Origin of the sequence: Allobosea sp. Leaf344, assembly GCF_001426225.1 — a bacterium.
Classification (GTDB): domain Bacteria; phylum Pseudomonadota; class Alphaproteobacteria; order Rhizobiales; family Beijerinckiaceae; genus Allobosea.
This window is the reverse complement of record NZ_LMRT01000001.1, coordinates 730035-756325: the sequence shown is the minus strand read 5'-3', so window position 1 is coordinate 756325 and position 26291 is coordinate 730035. Positions and strand designations below refer to the sequence as shown.

At 68.9% G+C, this 26291-nt stretch carries 24 protein-coding genes; 10 read left to right on the top strand and 14 right to left on the bottom strand.

Translation table 11 applies throughout. From position 1 onward, the window contains the following. Positions 1-44: 44 nt before the first annotated feature. Both ASG72_RS03430 and rsmI read right to left on the bottom strand, forming a co-directional pair. On the bottom strand, positions 45-425 hold the full coding sequence (locus tag ASG72_RS03430) for a YraN family protein (RefSeq protein WP_056708989.1): 381 nt from the start codon (positions 423-425) through the stop codon (positions 45-47). Further along, positions 422-1330, bottom strand: coding sequence for a 16S rRNA (cytidine(1402)-2'-O)-methyltransferase (gene rsmI, locus ASG72_RS03425; RefSeq protein WP_056708986.1), 909 nt, complete (start codon positions 1328-1330; stop codon positions 422-424). Before rsmI ends, ASG72_RS03430 begins: the two co-directional genes overlap by 4 nt. Before the next feature lie 263 nt (positions 1331-1593). Here rsmI and ASG72_RS03420 point away from each other — a divergent pair, with 263 nt between their 5' ends. Further along, entirely contained in the window at positions 1594-2796 is a 1203-nt protein-coding gene (locus tag ASG72_RS03420; protein WP_200939881.1) for a penicillin-binding protein activator, read from the top strand. Positions 2797-2808: 12 nt separating this feature from the next. On the opposite strand, the gene hemW is transcribed toward ASG72_RS03420, so the two are convergent. Genes hemW through rph form a run of 3 tightly spaced genes read right to left on the bottom strand, consistent with a single transcriptional unit; the run spans position 2809 to position 5415 of the window. Then, positions 2809-3990 (bottom strand): radical SAM family heme chaperone HemW, encoded by a 1182-nt coding sequence (gene hemW, locus ASG72_RS03415; RefSeq protein ID WP_056709931.1) that lies wholly within the window; start codon positions 3988-3990, stop codon positions 2809-2811. Between the two features lie 14 nt (positions 3991-4004). Further along, a complete protein-coding gene (gene rdgB / locus ASG72_RS03410; RefSeq protein WP_056708979.1) occupies positions 4005-4649 on the bottom strand; it encodes an RdgB/HAM1 family non-canonical purine NTP pyrophosphatase in 645 nt (214 codons plus the stop codon). A gap of 49 nt (positions 4650-4698) precedes the next feature. Then, a complete protein-coding gene (gene rph / locus ASG72_RS03405) occupies positions 4699-5415 on the bottom strand; it encodes a ribonuclease PH (protein WP_056708974.1) in 717 nt (238 codons plus the stop codon). Positions 5416-5569: 154 nt separating this feature from the next. Between rph and ASG72_RS03400 the strand changes: the two genes are divergently transcribed. After that, a complete protein-coding gene (locus tag ASG72_RS03400; RefSeq protein ID WP_056708968.1) occupies positions 5570-6904 on the top strand; it encodes an 8-oxoguanine deaminase in 1335 nt (444 codons plus the stop codon). 30 nt (positions 6905-6934) lie between these two features. Here ASG72_RS03400 and ASG72_RS03395 read toward each other — a convergent pair whose 3' ends face one another. Next, a complete protein-coding gene (locus tag ASG72_RS03395; protein WP_056709929.1) occupies positions 6935-7429 on the bottom strand; it encodes a MarR family winged helix-turn-helix transcriptional regulator in 495 nt (164 codons plus the stop codon). Positions 7430-7590: 161 nt separating this feature from the next. Here ASG72_RS03395 and hydA point away from each other — a divergent pair, with 161 nt between their 5' ends. Beyond that, positions 7591-9054, top strand: coding sequence for a dihydropyrimidinase (gene hydA / locus ASG72_RS03390; protein ID WP_056708965.1), 1464 nt, complete (start codon positions 7591-7593; stop codon positions 9052-9054). A 10-nt stretch (positions 9055-9064) separates the two neighbouring features. Here the strand turns inward: hydA and ASG72_RS03385 are convergent, their stop codons facing one another. Next, a complete protein-coding gene (locus ASG72_RS03385; protein ID WP_056708962.1) occupies positions 9065-9349 on the bottom strand; it encodes a hypothetical protein in 285 nt (94 codons plus the stop codon). Between the two features lie 120 nt (positions 9350-9469). Beyond that, positions 9470-10549 (bottom strand): YihY/virulence factor BrkB family protein, encoded by a 1080-nt coding sequence (locus ASG72_RS03380; protein ID WP_244488675.1) that lies wholly within the window; start codon positions 10547-10549, stop codon positions 9470-9472. A gap of 127 nt (positions 10550-10676) precedes the next feature. Between ASG72_RS03380 and ASG72_RS03375 the strand changes: the two genes are divergently transcribed. The 5 genes from ASG72_RS03375 to ASG72_RS03355 all read left to right on the top strand — a co-directional run bounded on the left by ASG72_RS03375 (position 10677) and on the right by ASG72_RS03355 (position 15729). Further along, a complete protein-coding gene (locus ASG72_RS03375; RefSeq protein ID WP_056708959.1) occupies positions 10677-11783 on the top strand; it encodes a PAS domain-containing protein in 1107 nt (368 codons plus the stop codon). A 21-nt stretch (positions 11784-11804) separates the two neighbouring features. Then, on the top strand, positions 11805-12239 hold the full coding sequence (locus ASG72_RS03370; RefSeq protein ID WP_244488673.1) for a response regulator: 435 nt from the start codon (positions 11805-11807) through the stop codon (positions 12237-12239). 125 nt (positions 12240-12364) lie between these two features. Beyond that, positions 12365-13537, top strand: a complete 1173-nt coding sequence (locus ASG72_RS03365; RefSeq protein ID WP_156395767.1) for a PAS domain-containing sensor histidine kinase — start codon at positions 12365-12367, stop codon at positions 13535-13537. A gap of 249 nt (positions 13538-13786) precedes the next feature. Continuing rightward, positions 13787-14092, top strand: a complete 306-nt coding sequence (locus ASG72_RS03360; protein WP_056708952.1) for a hypothetical protein — start codon at positions 13787-13789, stop codon at positions 14090-14092. 2 nt (positions 14093-14094) lie between these two features. After that, entirely contained in the window at positions 14095-15729 is a 1635-nt protein-coding gene (locus ASG72_RS03355) for a methyl-accepting chemotaxis protein (RefSeq protein WP_056708949.1), read from the top strand. A gap of 43 nt (positions 15730-15772) precedes the next feature. On the opposite strand, the gene ASG72_RS03350 is transcribed toward ASG72_RS03355, so the two are convergent. From ASG72_RS03350 to ASG72_RS03340, 3 genes are read right to left on the bottom strand one after another with little or no spacing between them, the layout of a single operon-like run. After that, positions 15773-16048 carry a DUF5985 family protein gene (locus ASG72_RS03350; protein ID WP_056708948.1) on the bottom strand — a complete coding sequence of 92 codons (276 nt, stop codon included), beginning with the start codon at positions 16046-16048 and terminating at the stop codon, positions 15773-15775. A 4-nt stretch (positions 16049-16052) separates the two neighbouring features. Beyond that, complete coding sequence (locus tag ASG72_RS03345) at positions 16053-16322, bottom strand: DUF5985 family protein (RefSeq protein ID WP_056708944.1); 270 nt, start codon at positions 16320-16322, stop codon at positions 16053-16055. 1 nt (position 16323) lies between these two features. Further along, positions 16324-16683 carry a hypothetical protein gene (locus ASG72_RS03340; protein ID WP_156395766.1) on the bottom strand — a complete coding sequence of 120 codons (360 nt, stop codon included), beginning with the start codon at positions 16681-16683 and terminating at the stop codon, positions 16324-16326. 253 nt (positions 16684-16936) lie between these two features. On the opposite strand from ASG72_RS03340, the gene ASG72_RS03335 reads away from it, so the two are divergent. Together ASG72_RS03335 and ASG72_RS03330 are read left to right on the top strand one after the other, a co-directional pair. Then, positions 16937-23176, top strand: coding sequence for a HAMP domain-containing protein (locus tag ASG72_RS03335; protein ID WP_244488672.1), 6240 nt, complete (start codon positions 16937-16939; stop codon positions 23174-23176). A 14-nt stretch (positions 23177-23190) separates the two neighbouring features. Beyond that, positions 23191-24864 (top strand): response regulator, encoded by a 1674-nt coding sequence (locus tag ASG72_RS03330; protein WP_056708937.1) that lies wholly within the window; start codon positions 23191-23193, stop codon positions 24862-24864. A gap of 71 nt (positions 24865-24935) precedes the next feature. On the opposite strand, the gene ASG72_RS03325 is transcribed toward ASG72_RS03330, so the two are convergent. From ASG72_RS03325 to ASG72_RS03315, 3 genes are read right to left on the bottom strand one after another with little or no spacing between them, the layout of a single operon-like run. Beyond that, positions 24936-25358, bottom strand: a complete 423-nt coding sequence (locus ASG72_RS03325) for a hypothetical protein (protein ID WP_056708933.1) — start codon at positions 25356-25358, stop codon at positions 24936-24938. Positions 25359-25407: 49 nt separating this feature from the next. Further along, positions 25408-25755 carry a hypothetical protein gene (locus tag ASG72_RS03320; RefSeq protein ID WP_056708930.1) on the bottom strand — a complete coding sequence of 116 codons (348 nt, stop codon included), beginning with the start codon at positions 25753-25755 and terminating at the stop codon, positions 25408-25410. A 54-nt stretch (positions 25756-25809) separates the two neighbouring features. Then, on the bottom strand, positions 25810-26238 hold the full coding sequence (locus ASG72_RS03315; RefSeq protein ID WP_056708927.1) for a hypothetical protein: 429 nt from the start codon (positions 26236-26238) through the stop codon (positions 25810-25812). Positions 26239-26291 lie beyond the last annotated feature (53 nt).

Sequence of the window (26291 nt, the reverse complement as noted above, 5' to 3'; positions counted from 1 at the left end):
TCCCAGGCCTGCGCCGGAAGCGCTTGGCTGCGGTCCACGGGCCCCTATATCGGCAGCGCGAACACGTCCGGCACATGGCGCGGCAGGCGCAGCGGCGCCAGGAACACCGCATCCATCCTGAGGTCATGCTGCATGGCCCAGGGATTGCGCGCCAGCCATTGCCGCACCCGCGCCGCGATGAAGCGCTGCTTGCCGGGGGTGATCGCGGCGAGCGCATCCTCCATCCGGCTGCGGCGTTTGACCTCGACGAAGATGACGAGGCGGCCGCGCCGCATGATCAGGTCGATCTCGCCGCCCTTGCCGCCGAAGCGCCGCTCGAGCAGGCGAAAACCCTTCGCCGACAGCCAGAGCAGCGCCAGCCATTCCGCCTGCAGCCCGGCCGTGCCGGAGCGCCTGGCGCGGCGGCTGCGAGCCCCGGCCGTCATGGTGCGCGCGTCAGCTCCAGCGCGCGCGCATAGATCTTGCGGCGCGGCTGCCCGGTCTCGGCGGCGACCTGGGCCACCGCCTCCTTCAGCGACACCGTCTCCAGAGCGGCGCGCAACCGCGCATCGACGACATCCCCCGCCGGCGCCAGCTCTTCCGCGCCGGGCGGCCCGATGATCACCACGATCTCGCCACGCGGCTCCTCATCCTCGGCATAATGGGCGGCGAGCGTCGCAAGCGGCCCGCGCTGCACGCTCTCGTGAAACTTCGTGAGCTCGCGGGCCACAGCGCCGGGACGGGCGCCGAGTACGGAGGCGGCGTCGGCCAGCATCTCCGCCAGGCGCCGCGGCGATTCGAAGAAGACCAGCGTGCCGGGGATGGCGGCGAGTTCGGTCAGCCGCGCCCGTCTCGCGGCGGGTTTCGGTGGCAAAAACCCTTCGAAGAAGAAGCGATCCGTCGGCAGCCCCGCCAGCACCAGCGCGGCCAGCACGGCCGAGGGGCCGGGTATCCCGGTCACCGGCAGGCCTTCCGCCACCACATCCGCCACCAGCTTGTAGCCGGGGTCGGAGACGAGCGGCGTGCCGGCGTCCGAGATCAGCGCCAGCCTGCCGCCCTCGCGCAGCCTGGACAGGATCTTGGGCCGCATCTGCGCGGCATTATGCTCGTGATAGGGGTAGAGCGGCGTCGAAATGCCGTAATGCGCCAGCAGCGTCTTGGAGGTCCGCGTATCCTCCGCCAGCACGGCGTCGGCGGCGGCCAGCGTCGCCAGCGCCCGGAAGGAGATGTCGCGGAGATTGCCGATCGGCGTCGCCACGATATGCAGCCCCGGCTCCAGCGGCTCGGCCTCGGCCTTGAGCCCGAAGGCGGTGTAGCTCGGCTTGCGCGGCGGAGAGGGCTGGCTCGACATGGCGCGCAAGCTACGCCAGACGCGCGTCGCGCGCCACGGCCCCGGGCCACGAAAGCCGGTTTCGGTGCCCGCCTGTCGACGCCTCCGCGAGGCGGGGGTGGGTGGCGCGCAAGCTTCAACACAGAGTTAACAACTTGAAAATAACATGCGGCACTGGCAGGTAGGCCCGCAGGTCGGGGGGCCTGCCACCCCGGCCAGCCGCCCATGCTGTCCGCCTGACGCTCACCGGCCCGATCCGGCCGGTCGATGACTGGAGACTGCCCGTGCTGCAACGCTCGCATCTCGCCGCGACATCTCGCCTGCGCGCGCCCGGCCTTGCCCTGCTGGCCGGCTTCCTTCTCGCGGGCTGCAGCGGCGGTCCGTCCGGATTGCCGGGCTTCGATCAGGCGGCGGCTCCCGCCACCGCGCCCACGGGGCAGACGCTCGGCACCGGCAAGGTCAAGGTCGGGCTGATCCTGCCGCTGACGGCGGAGGGCCAGGGCGCCGTGGTCGGCAATTCGCTGAAGAACGCCGCCGAAATGGCGCTGGCGGAATTTCCCGGCGCCGATCTGACGCTGCTGGTCAAGGACGACCGCGGCACGCCCGATGGCGCGCAGGCCGCGGCGCAGGAGGCGCTGCGCGAGGGCGCGGAGCTGATCATCGGGCCGCTCTTCGCGCCGTCCGTCCAGGCCGTCGGCCAGGTCGCCCGCGCCGCCAACCGCCCGGTCATGGCCTTCTCCAGCGACAGCAACGTCGCCGCCCGCGGCGTGTATCTCCTGTCCTTCCCGCCGGAGAACGACGTCAACCGCGTGATCGCCCATGCCTCGGCCCAGGGGCGGAAATCCTTCGCCGCGCTCGTCCCCGACACGGCTTACGGCAAGGTCGTCGAGGCCGCCTTCCAGCAGGCCGTCGCCAGCCGCGGCGGCCGCGTGGTGGTGATCGAGCGCTTCACCTCCGACCAGGCCAGCATGCGGGCGGCGGCCACAAGGCTGACGCCGGCGCTGCAGCAGGCCGATGCGCTGTTCGTGCCGGCGGCGGCCGACACCATGCCGGCGCTCGGCCTGGCCTTGCAGCAGGCCGGCTACGACCCCGCCAAGGTCAAGCCGCTCGGCACCGGCGTCTGGAACGACGCCAATGTCGCGCGCGTCCCGGCCATCCAGGGCGGCTGGTTCGCCTCGCCGGACACGGCGGGCTTCAATGCCTTCGCCGGCCGCTACCAGCAGCGTTTCAACAGCGCCCCGACCCGCACCGCTACGCTGGCCTATGACGCGGTCTCCCTCGCCGCGGCGCTGGCCCGGACCCAGGGTTCGCAGCGCTTCTCGGAGCAGGTCCTGACCAACGCCTCCGGATTTGCCGGCGCCGACGGCGTTTTCCGCTTCCGGCCCGATGGGCAGAACGAGCGCGGCCTCGCCGTGCTGGAGCTGCGCAACGGCCAGATCGTGACGGTCAACGCCGCCCCGCGCGACCTCGGGCCGCGGACGCAATAGGCCGCGCTCGCCTCAGGCGGCGAGATCGGCGACCAGGGCGTCCAGAACCAGCGCCCCGTCGGGCGTGCAGGCCAGCAGCCCGCCCGGCCGGCGCGCCAGCAGACCATCCGCGATCAGGCTGTCGACGCGGGCCTGCCGCAGCGAGCGGCCGGACAGGGCGGCGAAGGTCGCCGGCGAAATTCCTTCGACGAGGCGCAGGCCCATCAGCAGATATTCGTCGCCCTGCGCCTCGGCGTTCAGGGCCTCGTCCTCGACCAGCGCATGGCCCTCGCGCTCGACCCGCTCCAGCCAGGCTTCCGGGCTCTTCTCAGTGGAATGCGCCATCCGGCCGGCTGCCGTCACCAGCCGGCCATGGGCGCCGGGGCCGATCCCGGCATATTCGCCATAGCGCCAATAGACCAGGTTGTGGCGGCATTCCGCGCCCGGGCGGGCGTGGTTGGAAATCTCGTAGACCGGCAGCCCGTGGCGCGCGGTCACCTCCTGGGTGATCTCGTAGAGCGCCGCGCCGGCTTCGTGATCGGGGATCGCGAGACGCCCGGCCTTGAACAGCCGCTCGAACATCGTGTCGGGTTCGATGGTGAGCTGGTAGAGCGAGAGATGCTCGGCCGCATGGCTGATCGCGAGCTCGAGCTCCGCCCGCCACAGCGCCGGGGTCTGGTGGACGGAACGGGCATAGATCAGGTCGAAGCTGTAGCGCTCGAAATAGCGCCGTGCGATCGCCACCGCCTCCAGCGCCTCGCTGGCGCTGTGCATCCGCCCGAGCGCCTTCAGATCGGCGTCGTTCAGCGCCTGCACCCCGAGTGAGACCCGGTTCACCCCGGCCGCGCGGAAGTCGCGGAACCGGCCCGCCTCGACGCTGGTCGGGTTGGCCTCCAGCGACACCTCGCAATCGGGCGCGACGGTCCAGTATTCGGCGATGGCGTCGAGGATCGCGCCGACCGTGCGGCCCTCCATCAGAGAGGGCGTGCCGCCGCCGAAGAAGATCGAGGAGACCGTTCGGCCGGGAGTCAACGCCGCACGATGCGCGATCTCGCGCCTGAAGGCGGCGATGTACCGCGCCTGGTCGGGCGGTTGCAGCCGGACATGGCTGTTGAAGTCGCAATAGGGGCATTTCGCCAGGCAGAAGGGCCAATGCACATAGACGGCGAAGCCGGCATCCGCCGTGGGATGCGCGGCGGCCGGCGGACGCTCCAGGCTGGCGGCAGCCGTCACGGCGCCGCCCGCAGACAGGCGCGGGCCAGATCGTGGAAGGCGCGGGCGCGATGCGAGAGGCCGGGCGAGCCATCGGCCGGGATGCCGTGCTTCTCTTCGCTGGTCATCTCGCCGAAGGTCTTGTCGTGCCCATCCGGCCGGAAAATCGGATCATAGCCGAAACCGCCCGTGCCCTGCGGCGCCTGGACGATCTCCCCGAAGACCCGGCCCTCGAACAGCTCCTGATGCCCGTCCGGCCAGGCGATCACCAGCGCCGAGACGAAATGCGCGCGGCGCTTCTCGGGCGCGATCGCGCCGCGCCTCGCCAATTCGCTCTGGACCCGGGCCAGAGCCGGGGCGAAATCCTTGCCCGGCCCGGCCCAATTGGCCGAGAACAGCCCCGGCGCGCCGTCCAGCGCGTCGATGCAGATCCCCGAATCATCCGAAAGCGCCGGCAGCCCCGAGGCTTTCGCCGCCGCCACCGCCTTGATCGCGGCGTTCTCGGCGAACATATGGCCGTCTTCCACCGGCTCGGGCAGGCCGAGTTCGCCGGCGGAAACCAGCGCGATGCCATAGGGCTTCATGAGCTCGCGCATTTCGCGCAGCTTGCCCTGGTTATGCGTCGCGATCACGACCTTTCCGGTCAGCAGACGGTGGCTCATCACGCGTATTGCCTTTCCTGGTCTCCGCTCCGGCCGGGTCGCGCCCTCGTCAGGCCACCGCGGCCTTCTGCAGCGCCACGAGATCGGCGACGCCGCCCTTGGCCAGCCGCAGCAGCGCCATCAGCTCGTCCTCGGAGAAGGGCGCGCCTTCGGCCGTGCCCTGCACCTCGACCAGCCCGCCCGAACCGGTGATCACGAAATTCGCGTCGGTCTGCGCGCCGGAATCCTCGATGTAATCGAGATCGAGCACCGGATTTCCGGCGACAATGCCGCAGGAGATCGCGGCGACATGGTCCTTCAAGGGCTTGGCGCCCTTCAGCATGGAGCGACCCTCCATCCATTTCAGCGCATCGTGCAGCGCCACCCAGGCGCCGGTGATCGAGGCGGTGCGGGTGCCGCCATCGGCCTGGATCACGTCGCAATCCACGACGATCTGCCGCTCGCCGATCGCGGTGAGGTCGACCACGGCGCGCAGCGACCGGCCGACCAGCCGCTGGATCTCCTGGGTGCGGCCGGAGGGCTTGCCGGAGGTGACCTCGCGGCGGGTGCGCTCATGGGTCGCGCGCGGCAGCATCGAATATTCCGCGGTGACCCAGCCCTTGCCGGTGCCGCGCAGCCAGGGCGGACCCTTTTCCTCGACGGTCGCGGCGCACAGCACCCGCGTCTCGCCGAAGGTGACCATGCACGAGCCTTCGGCATAGCGCACCACGCCGCGTTCGAGCGTGACCTTGCGCATCTCATCGGCTGCGCGTTTCGAGGGTCGCATGAGCGTGTCCTGATTGTTCGAAGCAGCCGGGCTTGTAGGCGTTCGCGCCTGCAGCGGCAAGGCGGCAGCCCGGTGCCATGGACGCTGCCGATGCGCGGTGCATTGCGCCGCGGCCGCGAAACCGTAGAACGAGACGACCAACAAGGACGATGCGATGCGCCTCTGGATCAAGCACCCGCTCGGGATCGTCGCGGACGACGCCGCTGCCGGTCTGGTGGTGGAAGACGGCGTGATCGCCGAATGCCTGGCCGCCGGCCGCAGCCCCGCTTCGCCGGTGGACGAGGTCTTCGAGGCGGGCGCCCATGTCGTCCTGCCCGGGCTGATCAACACCCATCATCATTTCTACCAGACGCTGACGCGGGCCCATCCCGCGGCGATCGACCGCGAGCTCTTCCCCTGGCTCACCGCGCTCTACCCGCTCTGGGCCCGGCTGAACCCGGACGATCTCAGGCTCGCGGTCCGCGTCGCGCTCACCGAGCTGCTGCTCTCCGGCTGCACCCTCGCCGCCGACCATCATTATCTCTATCCGCCCGGCCTGGAGCAGGCGGTCGACATCGCGGTGGAGGAGGCGCGCGCGCTCGGCATCCGCGCCGTGATCTCGCGCGGCTCGATGAACCTGTCGCAGAAGGATGGTGGGCTGCCGCCCGACGGCGTCGTCCAGGACGAGGAGACGATCCTGCTCGACAGCGAGCGCGTGCTGACGCTGTTCCACGATCCCGCCCCGGGCAGCATGCTGCAGATCGCGCTCGCGCCCTGTTCGCCGTTTTCGGTCACCCCGGCGCTGATGGCGAAGAGCGCCGATCTCGCCGCCCGGTTCGATGCGCCGCTCCACACCCATCTCGCGGAAACGCGGGATGAGGAGGCCTATTGCCTGGAGGTCTATGGCAAGCGTCCGCTCGACCTGCTCGAGGAGACCGGCTGGATGCGGCCGAAAACCTGGCTGGCCCATGGCATCCACTTCTCCTGCGAGGAGTGCGAGCGGCTCGGCCGGGCCGGCGTCGGCATCTGCCACTGCCCGACCTCGAACGGCGTGCTCGCCTCCGGCTTCTGCCGGACGCGCGAGCTCGAGGCGGCCGGCGCCCCGCTCGGCCTCGGCGTCGACGGCTCCGCTTCGAATGACGGGTCCAATTTGATGGAGGAGCTGCGCCATGCGCTGCTGGTCAACCGGCTGCATTACCGCAGCGCCGGCGCCGTCACCGCCCGCGACGTGATCCGCTGGGCGACGGAGGGCTCCGCGCGCTGCCTCGGGCGTGGTGATGTCGGGCGCATCGCGCCGGGCATGCAGGCCGATCTCGCGCTGTTCCGGCTCGACGAGCTGCGCTTTTCCGGCGCGCATGATCCGGTGGCGGCCCTGGTGCTCTGCGGCGCCAACCGGGCCGACCGGGTGATGGTCGCGGGGCGCTGGCGGGTGATCGACGGCGCGGTGCCGGGGCTCGATTTGGCGGCGCTGCGGCGCGCTCATGGCGCGGCCGCCCGGCGTTATGCCTGAGACGGCGCGCTCCGACTCCCGCGCTCCGGCCTAGGCCTCGAACTCCCGCAGCTCCGGCAGCTTGGCGTGGATGCGGCGCAGGACATGCGTGAACTGCGCGCGTTCCTCGGCCGAGAGATCGGCCAGCAGCACCGCCTCCCGCGCCGTCGCGAGCGCGATCAGCTGGTCGTGCAGCGCGTAACCCGTATCCGTCAGCGCCAGCAATTGCCGGCGGGCGTCGCGCGGGTCCGGCTGCTCGCGGACATGGCCGGCGGCGATCAGCGTCGCCACGCTGCGGCTCACGGCGCCCTTGTCGAGCTCGATCACCTCGCAGATCCGCTGGGCCGGGATCCCCGGCTCGATCGCGAGCTGCGAGATCACCCGCCATTCCGTGACGCCAACGCCGAAGCGCTTGAGATAGAGCCGCGAGGAGCTTCGCGACCAGGTGTTGGAGATCGCCGTCAGGAAATAGGGGACGTAGCCGCCGAGATCGAGCACGTCCCGTGCGGCGCCGGCTTCGGGGGCATGGCGTCTGGTCGAAGGCATCGTCTCTCCTGTCGCGCCGGCCGCCATCTCGCATGGCCGCCGCCGCAGGGGCAAGCGGCCGCCTCTGGCCGCCGCCTTGCATGGCCCCGTCTCGCGGGGATCAGTGGCGCGCCTCGCCGCGATGCGTAAACTGTCCTGACTTGCCGCAGAGGATCCCGCCCATGACCAGCCCCGCATTCGACACCGTCATCCGCGGCGGCACGCTCGCCACGGCCAGCGAGGTGGTCAGGGCCGATCTCGGCATCCGGGACGGGCGCATCGCCGCGATCGGCATCGGTCTCCCCGAGGGGGCGCAGGAGCTCGACGCGACGGGGAGGCTGGTGCTGCCCGGCGGCGTCGATACGCATTGCCATATCGAACAGCTCTCGGGCGGAGGGCTGATGAACGCCGATACGTTCGAGACCGCCACCCGCTCGGCCGCTTTCGGCGGCACCACCAGCGTGATCTCCTTCGCCGCGCAGCATCGCGGCGCCAGCCTCGCCAGAACGGTCGAGGATTATGCGGCGCTGGCGCGAAAGGGCGCGATCATCGACTACGCCTTCCATCTGATGGTCGCCAATCCCGACGCGCAGACGATCGCGACCGATCTGCCGGCCCTGATCCAGGCCGGCCACCGCTCGGTCAAGGTGTTCATGACCTATGACGCCGTGCAGGTCGACGATCAGGCGCTGCTCGACGTGATGCTCTCGGCGCGGGAAGCCGGCGCGCTGGTCTGCGTCCATGCCGAGAATCACGGCCTGCTGAAATGGATGGGCGAGCGGCTGGCCAAGCGCGGCTATACCGCGCCGAAATACCATGCCGTCAGCCATCCCCGCGCCGCCGAGGTCGAGGCCTTCCACCGGCTGATCGCGTTCTCGGAGCTGCTCGATACGCCGATCTGCATCTTCCACGTCTCGACGGCGGAAGGCGCGGCGGTGATCCGCGAGGCGCGCGGGCGCGGCGTCAAGATCTATGCCGAGACCTGCCCGCATTATCTGCTGATGACCGCGGCCGAACTCGACCGGCCGGGCATCGAGGGCGCGAAATGGATCTGCTCCCCGCCGCAGCGCGAAACCGCGGATCAGGAGGCTCTGTGGCGCGCGCTCGCTCTGGGCGACCTGCAGATCCTCTCCTCCGACCATGCGCCCTACCGCTTCGACGCCAGCGGCAAGCTGAGCGCCGGGGCGAACCCGCCCTTCAAGCAGATCGCCAACGGCATGCCGGGGCTGGAGATGCGCATGCCGATGCTGTTCGACGCGATGGTCTCGCGGGGCCGGCTGGGGCTGAGCAAATTCGTGGAGCTGACCGCGACGGCCCCGGCCCGGATCTATGATCTGCCGGGCAAGGGCGCGCTCGCCATCGGCTTCGACGCCGACATCGTCCTCTGGGATCCGCAGAAGACGGTCACGCTCACCGACGCGCTGCATTGCAATACCGGCTACAACCCCTTCGCGGGGCGCAGCATCACGGGCTGGCCGGAGACGGTGCTCCGCCGCGGCGAGATCATCGTGGCCGACGGGGCGCTGCGGGCGGAAGCGGGCTCGGGCCGGCTGCTGCTGCGCGAGGCCGGCGAGGCGACACGCCCGACCGGGCGGCTGGCGCCGGAATTCGACCCGGCCCGCAATTTCGGCGCCGAGCTCTATTGAGCCGGACGGCTCAATCCCACCAGGCGTCGACCTTGCAGCGGTAGCCGATCAGGCAGGCATCGGTGTCGCGGCTCGGCACATAGGCCGGCTCCAGGAATTCGCCATGCGCACAGAAGCGGCGGTCGCGCACGAAACGGTCATAGGTCGGTCCGCCCGTGCCCAGCACGATCGCCCCATTGGCCAGCACGCTCTGGCGGTTGGCCGCGCAGCTGCGGTTGACCGTCGACATGCGGGCCTGCGCGAAGGCGGCGTCTGAGATCGTCACCAGCACCAGGCTTAAGGCCAGCCATTTCATCGATGCCTCCTCCTGTCGGGGCCGCCGCACCACTATGCGCCGGTACGCCCATGATAACCATGCCCGGCACCTGCCGTTCCTTCACTGCGCCGCTTCGCCGCGCATTGCGGGCGGCCGCCTTCACTCCTTGCGGTCGGCGGCATCCGCGCCGCGCATGCCCACCGGGCGCGGCGGGCCTTTCGTGGTGTCGCGCCAGGTCTGCCGCTCGCTCTCGGAATTGAGCTCGGCGCCGATCAGGATGACGATCGCCGAGAGCCACATCCAGGTCATCAGGCCGATCACGGCGCCGACGGCGCCATAGGTCGCATCGTAATCGGCGAAATTCGTGACATACCAGGAGAAGGCGATCGAACCGCCGAGCCAGCCGATCGCGGCGACGACGGCGCCGGGGCTGACCCAGCGCCATTGCGGCTCGTCGCGGCTCGGGCCGAAGCGGTAGAGCGCCGCGAGCCCGAGCATCACGACCAGCACGATCAGCGGCCAGCGGCCGAGCGAGAGCAGCGCCGTCAGCGTCTCTCCGAGCGGCAGGTATTCGATCACCACCGGCACGGCGACCAGCGCGGCGATGGCGAGCACGCCGAACAGCAGCGCGCCCGCCGTGAAGGCGAGCGACACCAGGTTCAGCCGGAAGAAGCCGCGCTTCTCATCCTCGCCATAAGCGACGTTCAGCGCGTCGAAGATCGCCTTCATCCCGGCATTGGCGCTCCAGAGCGAGAGGGCGACGCTGATGATCAGCGCGAGGCCCAGCTCGTCGCCGCCATTGCTGATCAGCCTGAGCGCCTGCTCCCTCAGCAGCTCGAAGGCGGCCATCGGCATCACCCCTTGCAGCACGTTCAGATGCTCGATCACCTCATGCGGATCGGCGACCAGCCCGTAGATGCTGATGAACGCCGTCAGCGCCGGGAAGATCGCGAGCAGCCCGTAGAAGGTGACGCCGGCCGCTACGGCCAGCACCCGGTCGCTGCCGATCTGCGCGAAGGTCCGCTTAGCGATCGCCCACCAGCCGCGGGCGGGGATCTCCTCGGGGGATGCGGCCGCGGCGCCCTGGCCGCTATCGCCTTCGCTGCGTTTCTCCTGCTCGCCGCGCTCCCGGTTCGAGACCTGTCCGGAGCCCGAGGGCATCAGCCAGAGCGCCAGCGCCGCTCCCAGCCCCACCATCCCCAGATCGCCCGCAATCGCCTTCGCCCTGCTTCTCATCATCGCCTCCGTCCGCCTGGGGCAACGCCTGACCCGCGCCGGAGTTCGCGGGCCGGCCGGCGGCGGCGTTTCCGGAACCATTCCGGAACCCGGACGGTTGTGGGGGGCACAGCAACGCAGGTTGCGCAGCATGGAGCCCGGTGTGCAGGAAAAAGACGATTGGCATCTGACCGAAGCGCTTCATCATGAGCACGGTCGGGGAGACCCATTCGCCGCCGCCGTCCGCGCCACCCGCATGGCCATGGTCATCACCAACCCGGCCCTTCCCGACAATCCGATCGTCTTCTGCAATGAGGCGTTCCAGCGGCTGACCGGCTTCAACCGCGACGAGATCCTGGGGCAGAATTGCCGCTTCCTGCAGGGACCCGACAGCGACCGCGAGGCCATCGCCCGCATTCGCGAGGCGATCCACAAGGGCGTCAGCATCGATATCGACCTGCTCAACTACCGCAAGGACGGCTCGACCTTCTGGAACGCGCTCTATCTCAGCCCGGTGCGCGGCGATGACGGCACGGTGAAGTTTTTCTTCGCCTCGCAGCTCGATGTGAGCGAGCGCGTCGCCGCGCATCAGGAGATCGCGGCGCAGAAGGCGCTGGTCGATCACGAAGTGCAGCGCCGCACCGCGGAGCTGGAAGCGGCGCTGGAGGCCAAGACGCTGCTGCTCCACGAGGTCGACCATCGCGTCAAGAACAACCTGACCATGGTCGGGGCGCTGCTGCGCCTGCAGGCGCGGACCCTCGACGATGCCGACATGACCGCCAAGCTCGAGAGCATGATGGAGCGGATCGACGCGCTGGCGACGGTGCATCGCCGGCTCTATCAGTCGAGCGACGTCACCCGCTTCGACCTCACGGCCTTCGCGGTCAATCTCGCCGCCGACGTCATCGGCGCCAGCGGCCGCACCAACATCGCCTTCCAATCCGATGCGCCCGAAATCGCGGTGAAGGCCGATCACGCCTCGTCGCTGGGGCTGATCCTGAACGAGATCCTGACCAACGCGATCAAGCACGGGCTGAGCGATGGCCGCCCCGGCTTCATCCGCATGACCGGCGAGAAGACCGGCAAGGTCGCGAAGCTGGCGATCGAGGATGACGGCCACGGCATCGTGCTCGACAAGGTCGGCGCCGGGCTCGGCCGCACGCTGATCACCCGGCTGTCGCGGCAGGCGGGGGCCAATGTCGACTGGGTTCGCCTCGAGCGAGGCACGCGCGTCACGCTCACCCTTTCCGAGCCCTGAGCGATGGGGCAGTACCGCGCGTTGCGTGTCCTGATCGTCGAAGACGAGCCGCTGCTCGTGATGGATATCGAGATGATGGTCGAGGATGCCGGCCATCGGGTCGTGGCGGAAGCCGCCTCGCTTCACGACGTCGAGGCGATGGACCCGCGGCTTTCGCCCGATCTCGCCTTCGTCGACATGCATCTGGCGCGCGGGACGACCGGTCTGTCGGTGTCGGCGCTGATCCAGGAGCGCTGGGCGGAGACGCTGATCATCTTCGTCACGGCCAATCCCGCGATGATCCCGGCCGGCTTCGCCGGGGCCCATGGCGTGCTGGCCAAGCCGTTCTCGCGCAACAGCTTCGTCTCGACCCTGGCCTATCTCCATCAGGGCATCTGCGCGCCGCCGCCGGCCCTGGCGAAGCCGGCCGATTTCGTCCCTGCACAAGCGCTGCTCGACGGCTGGAACAGCCGATGAGCGGCGGCATCGTTTGGTCGGCCCCGCAGGATGCGATAGGCTGCGGCACGGCGCAGTCCGAGGCCGTGCTCCATCAGCCTGCGCCGTATCGACCGCTCCCTTCCGCATGTCTCCGAGATCTCCCGATGGTGTCTGAAGCCTGGACCGGCGCTCCGGCCGCCGTCGCGACGCAAGCAGACCGGTTCCCGGGTGGCGGCGCGATGGCGGAAGCGATCTGCCGCAGGGATTGGAGCGGGTCCTCGCTCGGCCCGATCGAGAGCTGGCCGCGCTCGCTGCTGGCGATCACCCAGATGATGCTGTCCTCGCGGCAGGCGATGTGCCTGTTCTGGGGGCCGGATCTGCTGATGCTCTACAACGACGCCTACCGGCCCATGCTCGGCCGGCGCGAGGCGACGGCTCTGGGGCAGCCCTTCGAGATCGCCTGGGCCGATGTCTGGGAGGATGTGCTGCCGATCACCCGCTCGGCCCTGTCCGGCGTCAGCCAGCGGCTCGAGGGCCTGCCGCTGCTGATGACGCGCAACGGCTTCGCCGAGGAGACCTACTGGACCTTCACCTATTCTCCGCTGCGCGACGATGAAGGCCGCGTCGCCGGGCTGATCAACGTGACGACGGAGGTGACGGAGCAGGTGCGGGACCGGCAGGCGTTGGTCGAGGCGGCGGCGGAAACGGCGCGGATGCTCGACGAGCAGCGCGAAAACAACCGCCAGCGCATGATCCTGCAGCGCGAACTCTCGCACCGGATGAAGAACACGCTGTCGATCGTCCAGGCGATCGTCTCGCAGAGCATGCGGCACTCGCCCGATATGGCGACGGCGAACGACCGGATCTCCGGCCGCCTGCTGGCCCTCTCGGCCGCCCAGGACATTCTCACAGAAAGCAGCTGGGTGGCGGCGGATGTCTCGCATGTCATCGCGCGCGGGCTGGCCCCCTATCGCGACGCGCCCCAGCGCATCCTCACCGACGGGCCGCCCGCCCGCATCTCGGCGGACCAGGCGCTCGGCCTTTCGCTGGCGATCCATGAACTCGCCACCAACGCCCTGAAATACGGTGCGCTGGCGGCGGCCGAGGGCAGCGTGACGATCCGCTGGCGGGTCGAGCCGGACCAGCGCTTCAGCTTCGAATGGCGCGAGGCGGACGGCCCGCTCGTCGTCGCGACGGCGCGCAGGGGCTTCGGCTCGCGGCTGATCGAGCGCATCGTGCCGAGCTATTTCAAGGGCCGGGCCGGCACCGACTTCGCCCCCGGCGGCATCTGCTACCGGCTCGACGGCATTCTGGAAGTCGACGAGGGCGAGGATTGAGCCGAGGGGAGGTGGGTTCGGTCTCTGGCCGGCCCGGACCCCCCGCTTCGATCTGGACACTCACCCCGAACCGTCGCGGCCGCCGGCACGCGATGGTTGCCGGGTCCCGGTCGGCAGTATCTCTCGGACAGAATTAGCAACCGCTGCGTGTATTGATGGCGAAATGTCGCAAGTCATCATGGTTACTTCATTTGGAAATATTTAATCCGGGCTAGGCCAAGGTGGCAGTATTGCTCCCTGGAACTCTCGATGAAGCTCCTCCGCGCCTGGGCACCGGCTGCATCGCTGTTCGCGCTCTCACTGCTGGTCCTGCCCGCGCTGTCCCAGGCGGCTCCCGATCCGCGGGTTGTCGCCGGGGTCTACCCGCCCTGGTGGGGCGGCGCCGAGATCCTGAAGGCGGCCGGCGAGGCCGGCGCGATCATCCGCCTCGGCGGCCTGCCCTTCATCGTGGTGGTGAGATCCGAAGCCGGCGATGCCGCCGCCCGGCTCTCGGCATCGGGCTCCCTCTTCACGCTCAATCCGCTCGGCCTCGCCGGCTGTCTCGCAAGGTTATGATCATGACGACCACGATCGATTCGCTCCGCGGTCTCGGAGCCCGCCTCACCGTCGCCGCCATCTGGATGATCGGGCTCGTGGTCCTCGCCACGGTCGCGCTGGGCGAGACCGCCCGCCCGGCCGGGCTCGGCCTCGCGGCGCTCGCGCTGGCGGCGGCCGTGACGGCCAGCTGGTGGTTCAGCGAGGAAGGCATCCCCTCGCGCGTCACCCAGGCGATGGGGCTGATGATCGCGGTCTCGCTGCTGGTCGCCGCCCTGGCGGGCGATGCCTGGCAGATCGACATGCACATGGCCTATTTCGCGGCGCTGGCGATGCTGATCGTCTTCTGCGACTGGCGCGTCATCGCCGCTGCGACCGCGGTCGTCGCGACCCATCATCTCCTCCTGTCCCTGCTGATCCCGGCAGCCGTCTTCCCGGGCAGCGCCGATCTCGGGCGCGTCGTGCTGCATGCCGCCATCCTGCTGGTGGAGGCGGTGACGCTGGCCTGGGCCGCCCGGACGATCGAGCGCACGCTCGCGGCTTCAGCCGCCTCGCTGGCCAAGGCGCAGGCGGCGCTGGCCGAGGCGGCGACCGCGCAGCGTGCCGCCGAGACCGCACTGGCGAGCGCCGACCAGGCACGCGCTTCCGAGGCGCGGGCGGCGCGGGACAACGACGCGCTGCAGCAGGCGGTCGAGGCCGAACGTGCAGCGGTCGTCGCCGGGCTGGCGGAGGGGCTGGAGCAGCTCGCTCTCGGCAATCTCACCCATCGCATCACCACGCGATTCCCGGCCGATTACGAAAACCTCCGCGGCGATTTCAACCGCTCGGTCTCGCAGCTGGAGGAGGCCATGTCGGGGATCGCGACGGCCGCCCAGTCGATCCGCACCGCCGGGGTGGAGATCAACAGCGGCTCGCTCGACCTCGCCGGCCGCACCGAGACCCAGGCGGTCTCGCTGCAGGAGACGGCGGCCACCACCGAGCAGCTCGCCGCCTCCGTCAAGCTCGCCACCGACGGCTCGCGCCATGCCGCGACCCTGGCGCGCCGGGCCGCGGAGATCGCCAATGAGGGCGGCGTCATCGTCGGCTCCGCCGTCGCCGCGATGAAGCAGATCGAGGATTCCTCGCGCAAGATCTCCGAGATCACCGACATCATCGAGGACATCGCCTTCCAGACCAATCTGCTCGCGCTGAACGCGGCGGTGGAGGCGGCGCGCGCCGGTGATGCCGGCAAGGGTTTCGCCGTGGTCGCGGCGGAAGTCCGCGTCCTGGCCCAGCGCTCCAGCGAGGCGGCCAAGGATATCGGGCAGCTGATCTCGAGCTCGAACCAGCAGATCGTCGACGGGGTCAAGCTGGTCCACGCGTCCGGCGAGACGCTCGGCCAGATCGTGACCGCCTCGGGCGCCGTCACCACCACGGTGGTGGACGTCTCCTCCGCCTCCGTCGAGCAGTCGCGCGGCATCGAGGAGATGAGCCGCACCGTCGCGCGGCTCGACGAGATGACCCAGCAGAATGCGGCGCTGGCGGAGCAGAGCTCGGCCTCCTGCCTCGCTTTGACGAGCCAGATCGAGGCGCTGAACGGGCTCGTCCGGGCCTTCCGAACCTCCTCCTCGGCCCGCCAGGATGGCGCTGCGGCGCGGCCGCTGCGCAGCGCGGCCTGAGCCGGCGCCCGGGCGCGGGCGCGGGCCGGTCGCGCCGCGCCGATCAGCGCGATCTGTCGCGCGGGCCGAAGGTCGCGTTCTTGTGGACCACGGCGGCGATGATGATCAGGAAGGCGACGAGCCGCAGCAGATAGAGATAGCTGCGCTCGTCCCTGGCGACGTCGATCAGGATGGTGAGCGCCTGGTTCAGCGCCAGCAGGCTGAACGACACCGCGAAGGCCAGGAACAGCAGGTCGCCCGTTCGCCTCCAGAATTTGAGGAAGAACAGGGTGATGACCAGGAAGCCCATGGTGATCAGGCCGGCGCTGAAATGCAGCATGGGTTCACTCGACATCCAGGATGAAGGCACCGAGCAGGACCGTCACGCCCGCCAGCGCGGCCGCGTGCCGGTAGGGTAGCAGGTCCACGCTCGGCAGCAGCACCAGATCGCACAGCACCAGCAGGTTGTTGAGCGACAGCAGGGCGAAGCAGATCGCGCTGAACAGCAGCAGCCTGACCCGGGTGGTCAGATAGCTCTTGAGCAGCAGGGCCGCGCAGAGGAGCGAGGTCAGGAGACAGAGAAGATAGACCGTGGTCTGCCAGAAGACGGACATGCTAGTCCTTTTTCAGCTTGAACGCGTCGGCGAAGCTCTGCACGGCATCCTGCCGCCTGAACATCACTTCCAGTACCGCCACCGGGCGTTCCCGGTTCAACAGGTCGAGACGCTCGAACAAGGCCTGGTTCCGGGGCGAGGGATCGAAACGATAGGCATCCGCTTCGCGCCGGATCAGCCCCTCGACCAGCAGCCGGTCGAGGCCTTCGTTGATCGCACCCTCGCTGGCCCGGAGTTCCGAGACGAGCTCCCGCTGTCGCCAGGCGCGCTCTCCGCTCCGCCACAGCAGCAAGGCCAGTTCCAGGGTCCAGACAGATCGGATTGTTGTGCGCAGCAACAAAAGCACGTCGCTATCGATCAATGCGAAACGACTCCATGAAGATCGATTTTAGGGACTGTAGAAGGGGGTTCGAAACTCCACAAGCCAGACTCAGAAATTCAGTCTACGCGTTGTCTTATGATGTCGTCGGCGCGCAGAATAGTTGCTAGATTGATTCTAAATTCCAAGAAGCGCTTACGGGGGCGACATGGCAAACACCGAGGTGACGGCCGGCAGATCCGGCCGCGGCAAGGCTGCGCGCGACGGAATCCCTTCCTCTCCCCCCACCGATGCGATGGCCGGGGATGAGACGCCTCTCGACGTGAACGAGCTGCTCGACGCGCTGCAGGCGATGCGGCGCGGCGATTTCGACGTGCGGCTGCGGGGCGACCAGACGGGGCTGGCCGGCAAGATCGCCGATACCTTCAACGACATCGTCTCGGCCAACCAGCGCATGGCCCAGCAGCTGGAGCAGGTCGGGCAGGTCGTCGGCCGCGACGGCAAGACCCGTAACCGCGTCCGCTTCGGCCTCTCCGACGGCTCCTGGGCGGATATGGAGCAATCGGTCAACGGGCTGATCGACGATCTGCTCTGGCCGACCAGCGCCGTCACCAGCACGATCGCCGCCGTGGCGAAGGGCGATCTGCTGCAGACCGTGCCGCTGGATGTCGACGGCAGGCCGCTGAAGGGCGAGTTCCTGCGCTCCGCCACCATCGTCAACGCCATGATCCGGCAGCTCAACGTCTTCACCTCGGAGGTGACGCGCGTCGCCCGCGAGGTCGGCACCGACGGCAAGCTCGGCGGCCAGGCCAAGGTCAGCGAGGTCACCGGCGTCTGGAAGGAATTGACCGAGAGCGTCAATTCCATGGCCTCGAACCTGACCGCGCAGGTCCGCAATATCGCCGAGGTGACGATCGCCGTCGCCAATGGCGACCTCTCGAAGAAGATCACCGTCGACGTGCGCGGCGAGATCCTGCAGCTGAAGGAGGCCATCAACACGATGGTCGATCAGCTGCGCTCCTTCGCCTCGGAGGTGACGCGCGTCGCGCGCGAGGTCGGCACCGAAGGCAAGCTCGGCGGCCAGGCGCTGGTGCCCGGCGTCGCCGGCACCTGGAAGGACCTCACCGATTCGGTCAACGCCATGTGCGGCAATCTGACGGCGCAGGTCCGCAACATCGCCCAGGTCACCACCGCCGTGGCGCGCGGCGACCTCTCCCGCAAGATCACCGTCGACGTCTCCGGCGAAATCCTGGAGCTGAAGGAAACCATCAACACGATGGTCGATCAGCTCAACGGTTTTGCCGGCGAAGTCACCCGCGTGGCCCGCGAGGTCGGCACCGAAGGCCGCCTCGGCGGCCAGGCGCAGGTGCCCGGCGTCGCCGGCACCTGGAAGGACCTCACCGACAACGTCAATTCGATGGCCTCGAACCTGACCGCGCAGGTGCGCAACATCGCCGAGGTCTCGACCGCCATCGCCAATGGCGACCTGTCGAAGAAGATCACGGTCACGGTCTCGGGCGAGATCCTGGAGCTGAAGGAGACCATCAACACGATGGTCGACCAGCTCAACGCCTTCGCCTCGGAGGTGACGCGCGTGGCGCGCGAGGTCGGCACCGAGGGCCGCCTCGGCGGCCAGGCCAATGTCCGCGGCGTCGCCGGCACCTGGAAGGACCTGACCGAGAACGTCAATTCGATGGCGGGCAATCTCACGGCGCAGGTCCGCAACATCGCGGAAGTCTCCACCGCCATCGCCAATGGCGACCTGTCGAAGAAGATCACCGTCGACGTGAAGGGCGAGATCCTCCAGCTCAAGGAGACGATCAACACCACGGTCGACCAGCTCAACGCCTTCGCCTCGGAGGTGACGCGCGTCGCCCGCGAAGTCGGTACCGAAGGCAAGCTCGGCGGTCAGGCGCAGCTCAAGGGCGTCGCCGGCACCTGGAAGGACCTGACGGATTCGGTCAATTCCATGGCCTCGAACCTCACCGGCCAGGTCCGCAACATCGCCGAGGTCGCGACGGCGGTGGCGCAGGGCGACCTGTCGAAGAAGATCACCGTGACGGTCTCGGGCGAAATCCTCGAGCTGAAGGAGACCATCAACACGATGGTCGACCAGCTCAACGGCTTCGCCGGCGAAGTGACCCGCGTGGCCCGCGAGGTCGGCACCGAGGGCCGGCTCGGCGGCCAGGCCAACGTGCTCGGCGTCGCCGGCACCTGGAAGGATCTGACCGACAGCGTCAACTCGATGGCCGGCAATCTCACGGCGCAGGTCCGCAACATCGCCGAGGTGTCGACCGCGATCGCCAATGGCGACCTGTCGCGCAAGATCACCGTCGACGTGAAAGGCGAGATCCTTCAGCTGAAGGAAACGCTGAACACGATGGTGGACCAGCTCAACCGCTTCGCCTCCGAGGTGACGCGCGTGGCGCGCGAGGTCGGCACCGAAGGCAAGCTCGGCGGACAGGCGCAGGTGCCCGGCGTCGCCGGCACCTGGAAGGACCTGACCGAGAACGTCAACTCGATGGCGTCGAACCTGACGGGCCAGGTCCGCAACATCGCCGAGGTGACGACGGCTGTGGCTCGCGGCGACCTCTCGCGCAAGATCACCGTGGACGTGAAGGGCGAAATCCTCGAGCTGAAGAACACGATCAACACCATGGTCGATCAGCTCAACGCCTTCGCCGGCGAAGTGACGCGCGTCGCCCGCGAGGTCGGCACGGAAGGCAAGCTCGGCGGCCAGGCGCAGGTGCCCGGCGTCGCCGGGACCTGGAAGGACCTCACCGACAGCGTGAACTCGATGGCGGGCAACCTCACCGCGCAGGTCCGCAACATCGCCGAGGTGGCGACGGCGATCGCCAATGGCGACCTTTCGCGCAAGATCACCGTGGACGTGCGCGGCGAGATCCTGCTGCTCAAGGACACGCTGAACACCATGGTGGACCAGCTGCGGTCCTTCGCCGGCGAAGTGACGCGCGTGGCCCGCGAGGTCGGAACCGATGGCCGGCTCGGCGGCCAGGCCGTGGTGCCCGGCGTCGCCGGCACCTGGAAGGACCTGACCGACAACGTCAACCTGCTCGCCGCGAACCTCACCACCCAGGTCCGCAACATCGCCGAAGTGACGACGGCGGTGGCCCGCGGCGACCTCTCGCGCAAGATCACCGTGGACGTGAAGGGCGAGATTCTCGAGCTGAAGAACACCATCAACACCATGGTGGACCAGCTCAACGCCTTCGCCGGCGAGGTGACGCGCGTGGCGCGCGAGGTCGGCACCGAAGGCAAGCTCGGCGGCCAGGCGCAGGTGCCGGGCGTCGCCGGCACCTGGAAGGACCTGACCGACACCGTCAACGTGATGGCGGCGAACCTGACCGAACAGGTGCGCGGCATCGTCAAGGTCGTCACGGCGGTGGCCAATGGCGATCTCAAGCAGAACCTGACCGTGGCGTCCAAGGGCGAGGTGGCGGCCCTGGCCGAGACCATCAACAACATGACGAACACGCTCGCCACCTTCGCCGATCAGGTCACCAGCGTGGCCCGCGAGGTCGGCGTCGAGGGCCGGCTCGGCGGCCAGGCCAATGTGCCGGGCACGGCCGGCACCTGGAAGGACCTGACCGGCAACGTCAACCTGCTGGCCGCCAACCTCACCACCCAGGTCCGCGCCATCGCCGAGGTCGCTACCGCGGTGACCAAGGGCGATCTGACCCGCTCGATCCAGGTCGAGGCGCGCGGCGAGGTGGCCGAGCTGAAGGACAACATCAACACGATGATCGGCAATCTGCGCCTGACCACCGAGCGCAACACCGATCAGGACTGGCTGAAGACCAATCTCGCGCGCTTCACCAACATGCTGCAGGGCCAGCGCGACCTGACGACGGTCGCGCGCATGCTGCTCTCGGAGCTCGCCCCGCTCGTCGATGCTCAGCACGGCGTGATCTACCAGGTCGATGGCGAGACCGCGACGCTGCAGCTGCTCTCCTCCTATGCCCATCACCCGACCCGCGGCCATCCGGAGCGGCTGCGCATCGGCGAGGGGCTGATCGGCGAATGCGCCAGGGATGCCCGCCGCATCCTGCTCACCGACATCCCGAAGAACGTGACGCCGATCACCTCCGGCGTATTCAAGGCGCGGCCGCTGAGCGCGATCGTGCTGCCGGTGCTCTCCGAGGGCCAGGTCAAGGCGGTCATCGAGCTCGATTCGCTGCGCAACTTCACCGATCTGCAGCTGGCCTTCCTCGACCAGCTGACCACCTCGATCGGCATCGTGCTGAACTCGATCGAAGCGACGATGCAGACGGAAGGCCTGCTCAAACAATCCCAGCAGCTCGCCGGGGAGCTGCAGACGCAGCAGCGCGAATTGCAGCAGACCAACGAGCAGCTCGAGCAGAAGGCGCAACAGCTCGCCGAGCGCAATGTCGAGGTGGAAGCCAAGAACCAGGAGATCGAGCAGGCCCGCCGCGCGCTCGAGGAGAAGGCGACCGAGCTCGCGCTCACGTCCAAGTACAAATCCGAATTCCTGGCCAATATGTCCCACGAGCTGCGGACGCCGCTGAACTCGATCCTGATCCTCGGCCAGCAGCTCGGCGAGAACCCCGAGGGCAATCTGACGGCCAGGCAGGTCGAATTCGCGCGGACCATCCACGGCGCCGGCACCGATCTGCTCAATCTGATCAGCGACATCCTCGACCTGTCGAAGATCGAATCGGGCACGGTCTCGGTCGATGCGGAGGAGATCTTCTTCGCCAATCTGATGGATGTGATGGCGCGGCCGTTCCGGCACGAGGCGGAAAACCGCAAGCTCGCCTTCTCGGTGGAGGTCTCGCCCGATCTCGAGCGCAGCATCATCACCGATTCCAAGCGCCTGCAGCAGGTCCTCAAGAACCTTTTGTCCAACGCCTTCAAATTCACGCAGCAGGGCGGCGTGACGCTGAAGGTCGCACCGGTGAAATCGGGCTGGAGCAGCGATCACCCCTCGCTGCGCAACGCGCCCTCCGTGGTCGCCTTCGAGGTCACCGATACCGGCATCGGCATCCCGCCCGAGAAGCAGCGCATCATCTTCGAGGCGTTCCAGCAGGCCGACGCCTCGACCAGCCGCAAATATGGCGGCACCGGCCTCGGCCTCGCGATCAGCCGCGAATTGGCGAGCCTGCTCGGCGGCGAAATCCAGCTGCGCAGCACCCCCGGCGTCGGCAGCACCTTCACCCTCTATCTGCCGCTGACCTTCGTCGGCTCGATGCCGGGGTCGATGCCGCAGCTGGAACACAAGGCGGAGACCGGGGCCAACGTCGCCAAGGGCACCGGCCACGCGCGCTCCAGCGACCGCGTGACCGAGACGGTGCCGGATGACCGGCAGTCGATCACCCCCGACGACACCAGCCTGCTGATCGTCGAGGACGACCCGCATTACGCCAATGTGCTGGTCGATCTGGCGCGGGCGAACGGCTTCAAGGTGCTGGTCGCCGGGCGCGGCGCCGATGCGCTGACGCTGGCGCGCGAATTCCGCCCGACCGCCGTCTCGCTCGACATCTTCCTGCCCGACATGCTCGGCTGGACCGTGCTCAGCCAGCTCAAGCAGGACCCGGCGACGCGCCATATCCCGGTGCAGATCGTCACGCTGGACGAGGACCGCCAGCACGGGCTGGCGCGCGGCGCCTTCTCCTTCCTGAACAAGCCGACCACGGCGGACGGGCTGACGCGCGCCTTCAACCGGCTCAAGGGCTTCGCCGAGCCGCGGCGCAAGCGCCTGCTGCTGGTCGAGGACAATGAGGGCGAGCAGCTCGGCGTCACCGAGCTGCTGGGCCATGACGACATCGACATCATCCCGGTCGGCAGCGGCACCGAGGCGCTGTCCGTGCTGCGCTCCGAGCCGATCGACTGCGTCGTCCTCGATCTCAGGCTGCCGGATATGAGCGGCTTCGAGGTGCTGGAACAGGTGCGCGACGACGCCAGCCTCAGCGAGGTGCCGATCGTCGTCTTCACCGGCCGCGAACTCTCGCCCGAGGAGGATATGCGGCTGCACAGCATGGCCCGCAGCGTCGTGGTCAAGGGCGTGGAATCGCCGGAGCGGCTGCTCGACGAGACCGCCCTGTTCCTGCACCGCGTCGTCGCCGATCTGCCGGCGCACAAGCAGGCGATGCTGGAGCGGCTGCGCAGTTCCGACGAGGATCTGGTCGGCGAGATCGTGCTCCTGGTCGATGACGACGCGCGCAACATCTTCGCGCTCAGCAGCGTTCTCGAAAGACGGGGCATGAAAGTGCTCACGGCGACCACCGGGAGCGAGGCGATCGCGGTGATCAACGCGCAGCCCGATATCGCGATCGTGCTGATGGACATCATGATGCCCGGCATGGACGGCTACGAGACGATGCAGGTCATCCGCTCCAACCCCGCCCTGCGGCGGCTTCCGATCGTCGCGCTGACCGCCAAGGCGATGAAGGGCGACCGCGAGAAATGCCTGCAGGCGGGGGCCTCGGATTATCTGGCCAAGCCGGTGAACACCGAACAGCTGCTGACGTCGCTGCGGATGTGGCTCCATCGCTGAAAAGGACGAGAGCGATGGAACCGATCAACATCCTCCTGGTGGACGACCAGCCCGCCAAGCTGCTGAGCTATGAGGTGATCCTGCGGGAGCTGAACGAGAACCTGATCAAGGCCCATTCCGGCCGGGAGGCTCTCGAACATCTCCTGAAGACCGAGGTGGCCGTCATCCTGGTCGATGTCTGCATGCCCGATCAGGACGGCTTCGAGCTCGTCTCGATGATCCGCGAGCATCCGCGCTACCAGCGCACGGCGGTGATCTTCGTCTCGGCGGTGATGATGGACGAGCCGCATCGGCTGCGCGGCTACGAGGCCGGGGCGGTCGATTACGTCTCGGTGCCGGTAGTGCCGGAGGTGCTGCGCGCCAAGGTCAAGGTCTTCGCCGAGCTGTTCCGCAAGACGCGGGATCTCGAGCGCCTCAACGCCCAGCTGGAGCAGCGCGTGGCGGAACGGACCGCCGCGCTGGAAGCCTCGGCCGCCGCGCTGAAATCGCTCAACGAGCAGCTGGAGCAGCGGATCGAGGAGCGCACGCGCGAGCGCGAGGAGGCGCTGGCCCAGCTCTTCGAAGCCCAGAAGATGGACACGATCGGGCAGCTGACCGGCGGTGTCGCGCATGATTTCAACAATCTGCTGATGGCGGCGCTGGGCAGCCTCAACCTGGTCCGCAAGACCGTCGCCGACGAGCGCTCGGTCCGGCTGCTGGACAACGCCATCCAGGCCGCCGAGCGCGGCGCGGCCCTGACCCAGCGCCTCCTGGCCTTCGCCCGGCGCCAGGAGCTGAAGCCGCAGCCGACGGATCTGGTCCGGCTGGTGCAGAGTATGGAGAGCCTGCTCAGGCGCTCCATCGGGCCCGGTGTGGCGATCGACAACCGCCTGCCGGCCATCCTGCCTTCGGTGCTGGTCGACGCCAACCAGTTCGAGCTGGCGCTGCTCAACCTGTTCATCAATGCCCGCGACGCGATGCCGGAGGGTGGCGTCATCACGCTCACCGCCGTGGCGGAAACGCTGTCCGCCCCGCGGCAGGGGCTGAAACCGGGCAATTACGTCGCGATCAGCGTCGCAGATACCGGTTGCGGCATGGACGAGGCCACAGTCGCGAAAGCGACGCAGCCTTTCTACACCACGAAGGGCCCCGGCAAGGGCACGGGCCTCGGCCTCTCCATGGTCTATGGCCTGACCGCGCAATCGAACGGGACCCTGCTGATCGAGAGCCGGCTCGGCGAAGGGACCTGCATAAGCATGTGGATCCCGGTCGCCGAAGCCCTGGAGCAGGTGGCCGCTGCGCCGCAGCCCGCAGCAGGCGCCCCCGCCCCGCAGCTCGAGGAGAGCCGCACCATCCTCGTCGTCGACGACGATGCTCTGGTGATGATGGGAACGGCGGCGATGATCGAGGATCTCGGCCATCATCCGGTCGAGGCGATGTCGGGACGCGAGGCGCTGGAGATTCTGGCCGGGAATTCCGCGATCGAGCTGGTGGTGACCGATCATGCGATGCCGGGCATGACCGGCGCCGAGCTGACCCGCCTTATCCGCGAGCGCTGGCCGGATCTGCCGGTCGTGCTGGCCTCGGGCTATGCCGAACCGCCCGATCTGCTCGGGCTCGAGAACCTGCCGCGTCTCGGCAAGCCCTTTACCCAGCGCGATCTGGAGATCGCCATCGCATCCGCCTTCGCGGAGGGCGTCGCGGGCTGAGCCGGAAAAACTCTGCGGGCGAGACCGGACGGAGGCCGCTGCCCCGTCTGGTCCGCCTGCAGCGCTGGTGATTACTGCGTCGAGATCTCGGTCCGCGACTTCACCGGCTTAGAACCGGGAACATGCGACATCGTCTTGGTCCGCGACGTCACCTCTTCGCCGGCCTTCACCTGCGTCTTCGTCTGGGATTTCGAGAAGGTCCCGCCATCCTGGGCCTGGGCCTTGCTGTTCGAGTTCAGCACCGGGCCGTTGCCCTGGTTGATGTTCGTCCGGCTCTGCGCCTTGCCATCCACCGTGGCGGCACTACCGCCGGAACCGATCGACGAGCCGGTGCCGGAGGGACCGACCGAGGTGCCGCCGGTGCCGAGCGTGGAGGCGGAGGTTCCGCCGGCCGCGGCGGATCCGGCCGTGCCGCCGGTGATGCTGGTCTGGGCCCAGGCGGGCATGGCGATGAGAAGCGATCCCGAGATCGCGGCAGCGAGCAGATGACGCATCTTGATGCTCCAGAGTATCTGACGACCCGGACCTCCAGGGGAGGCGGGTTCAGTTGACGCTGACGGTGCAGCCATTGACGGAGAGGGTGCCGGCCGAGGCTCCGCCGGTGCCGCTGACCGAGGTCGAGCTCGACACCGAGCCGTTCCCGGCCTGGACCTGGACGGAACTGCCCCCGGCCGAGGAGCTGGAAGCGACGCTGCTGCCGGCGGAACCGGCCGAGGCGGTCGCGCCGCTCCCCGAAAGGGCGGTCACGCGGCCGTCGGCATGGCGTTCCACCTTGACCGTGCAGGACGAGCCATCGGCCCTGCGGCCGACCTTGTCGACCGACTCGGCGGAAGCCGCGACGGACATGGCGCCGAGCATCGCCAGGACGGGAATCGCCAAGGAAAAGCGCATGTTCACCTCCCTCGAAGCGCGGAGGCGGCCGCAGCGGGCCGCCTCCGGACTGGATCAGTTCTTCTTCAGCTGGCCCGGGGCCAAGGCCTTGCCGGGCGCTTCGCCGCTGCGACCGGGGGAGCCGGCCGCGGAGGCGCCGGTGCCGACCGAGGACGAGCTCTGGCCGCCGCCGGCCGAGGAGCCGCCGGTTCCGAGCGTCGAGGCCGAGCCGGAGCCGGTGCCGGCCGCCGAACCGGCGGTGCCGACCGTGGACGAGCTCTGGCCGCCGCCGGCCGAGGAGCCGCCCGTGCCGAGGGTGGAGGCCGAGCCGGAGCCGGTGCCGGCCGAGGAGCCGCCGGTGCCGACGGTCGAGGAGCTGGTGCCGCCGCCGGCGGACGAGCCGCCGGTGCCGACGGTGGAGCTGGTCTGCGAGAGGGCGAGGCTGGCGCCACCGATGATCATGGTGGTGGCGAGGGCCGCGCGAGCGAGTGAAGTAAGCGACATCTGGGGTTCTCCCTGGTTGCTTCGTGCAAGAAGGTAAGAACCGGGCCGGCGAG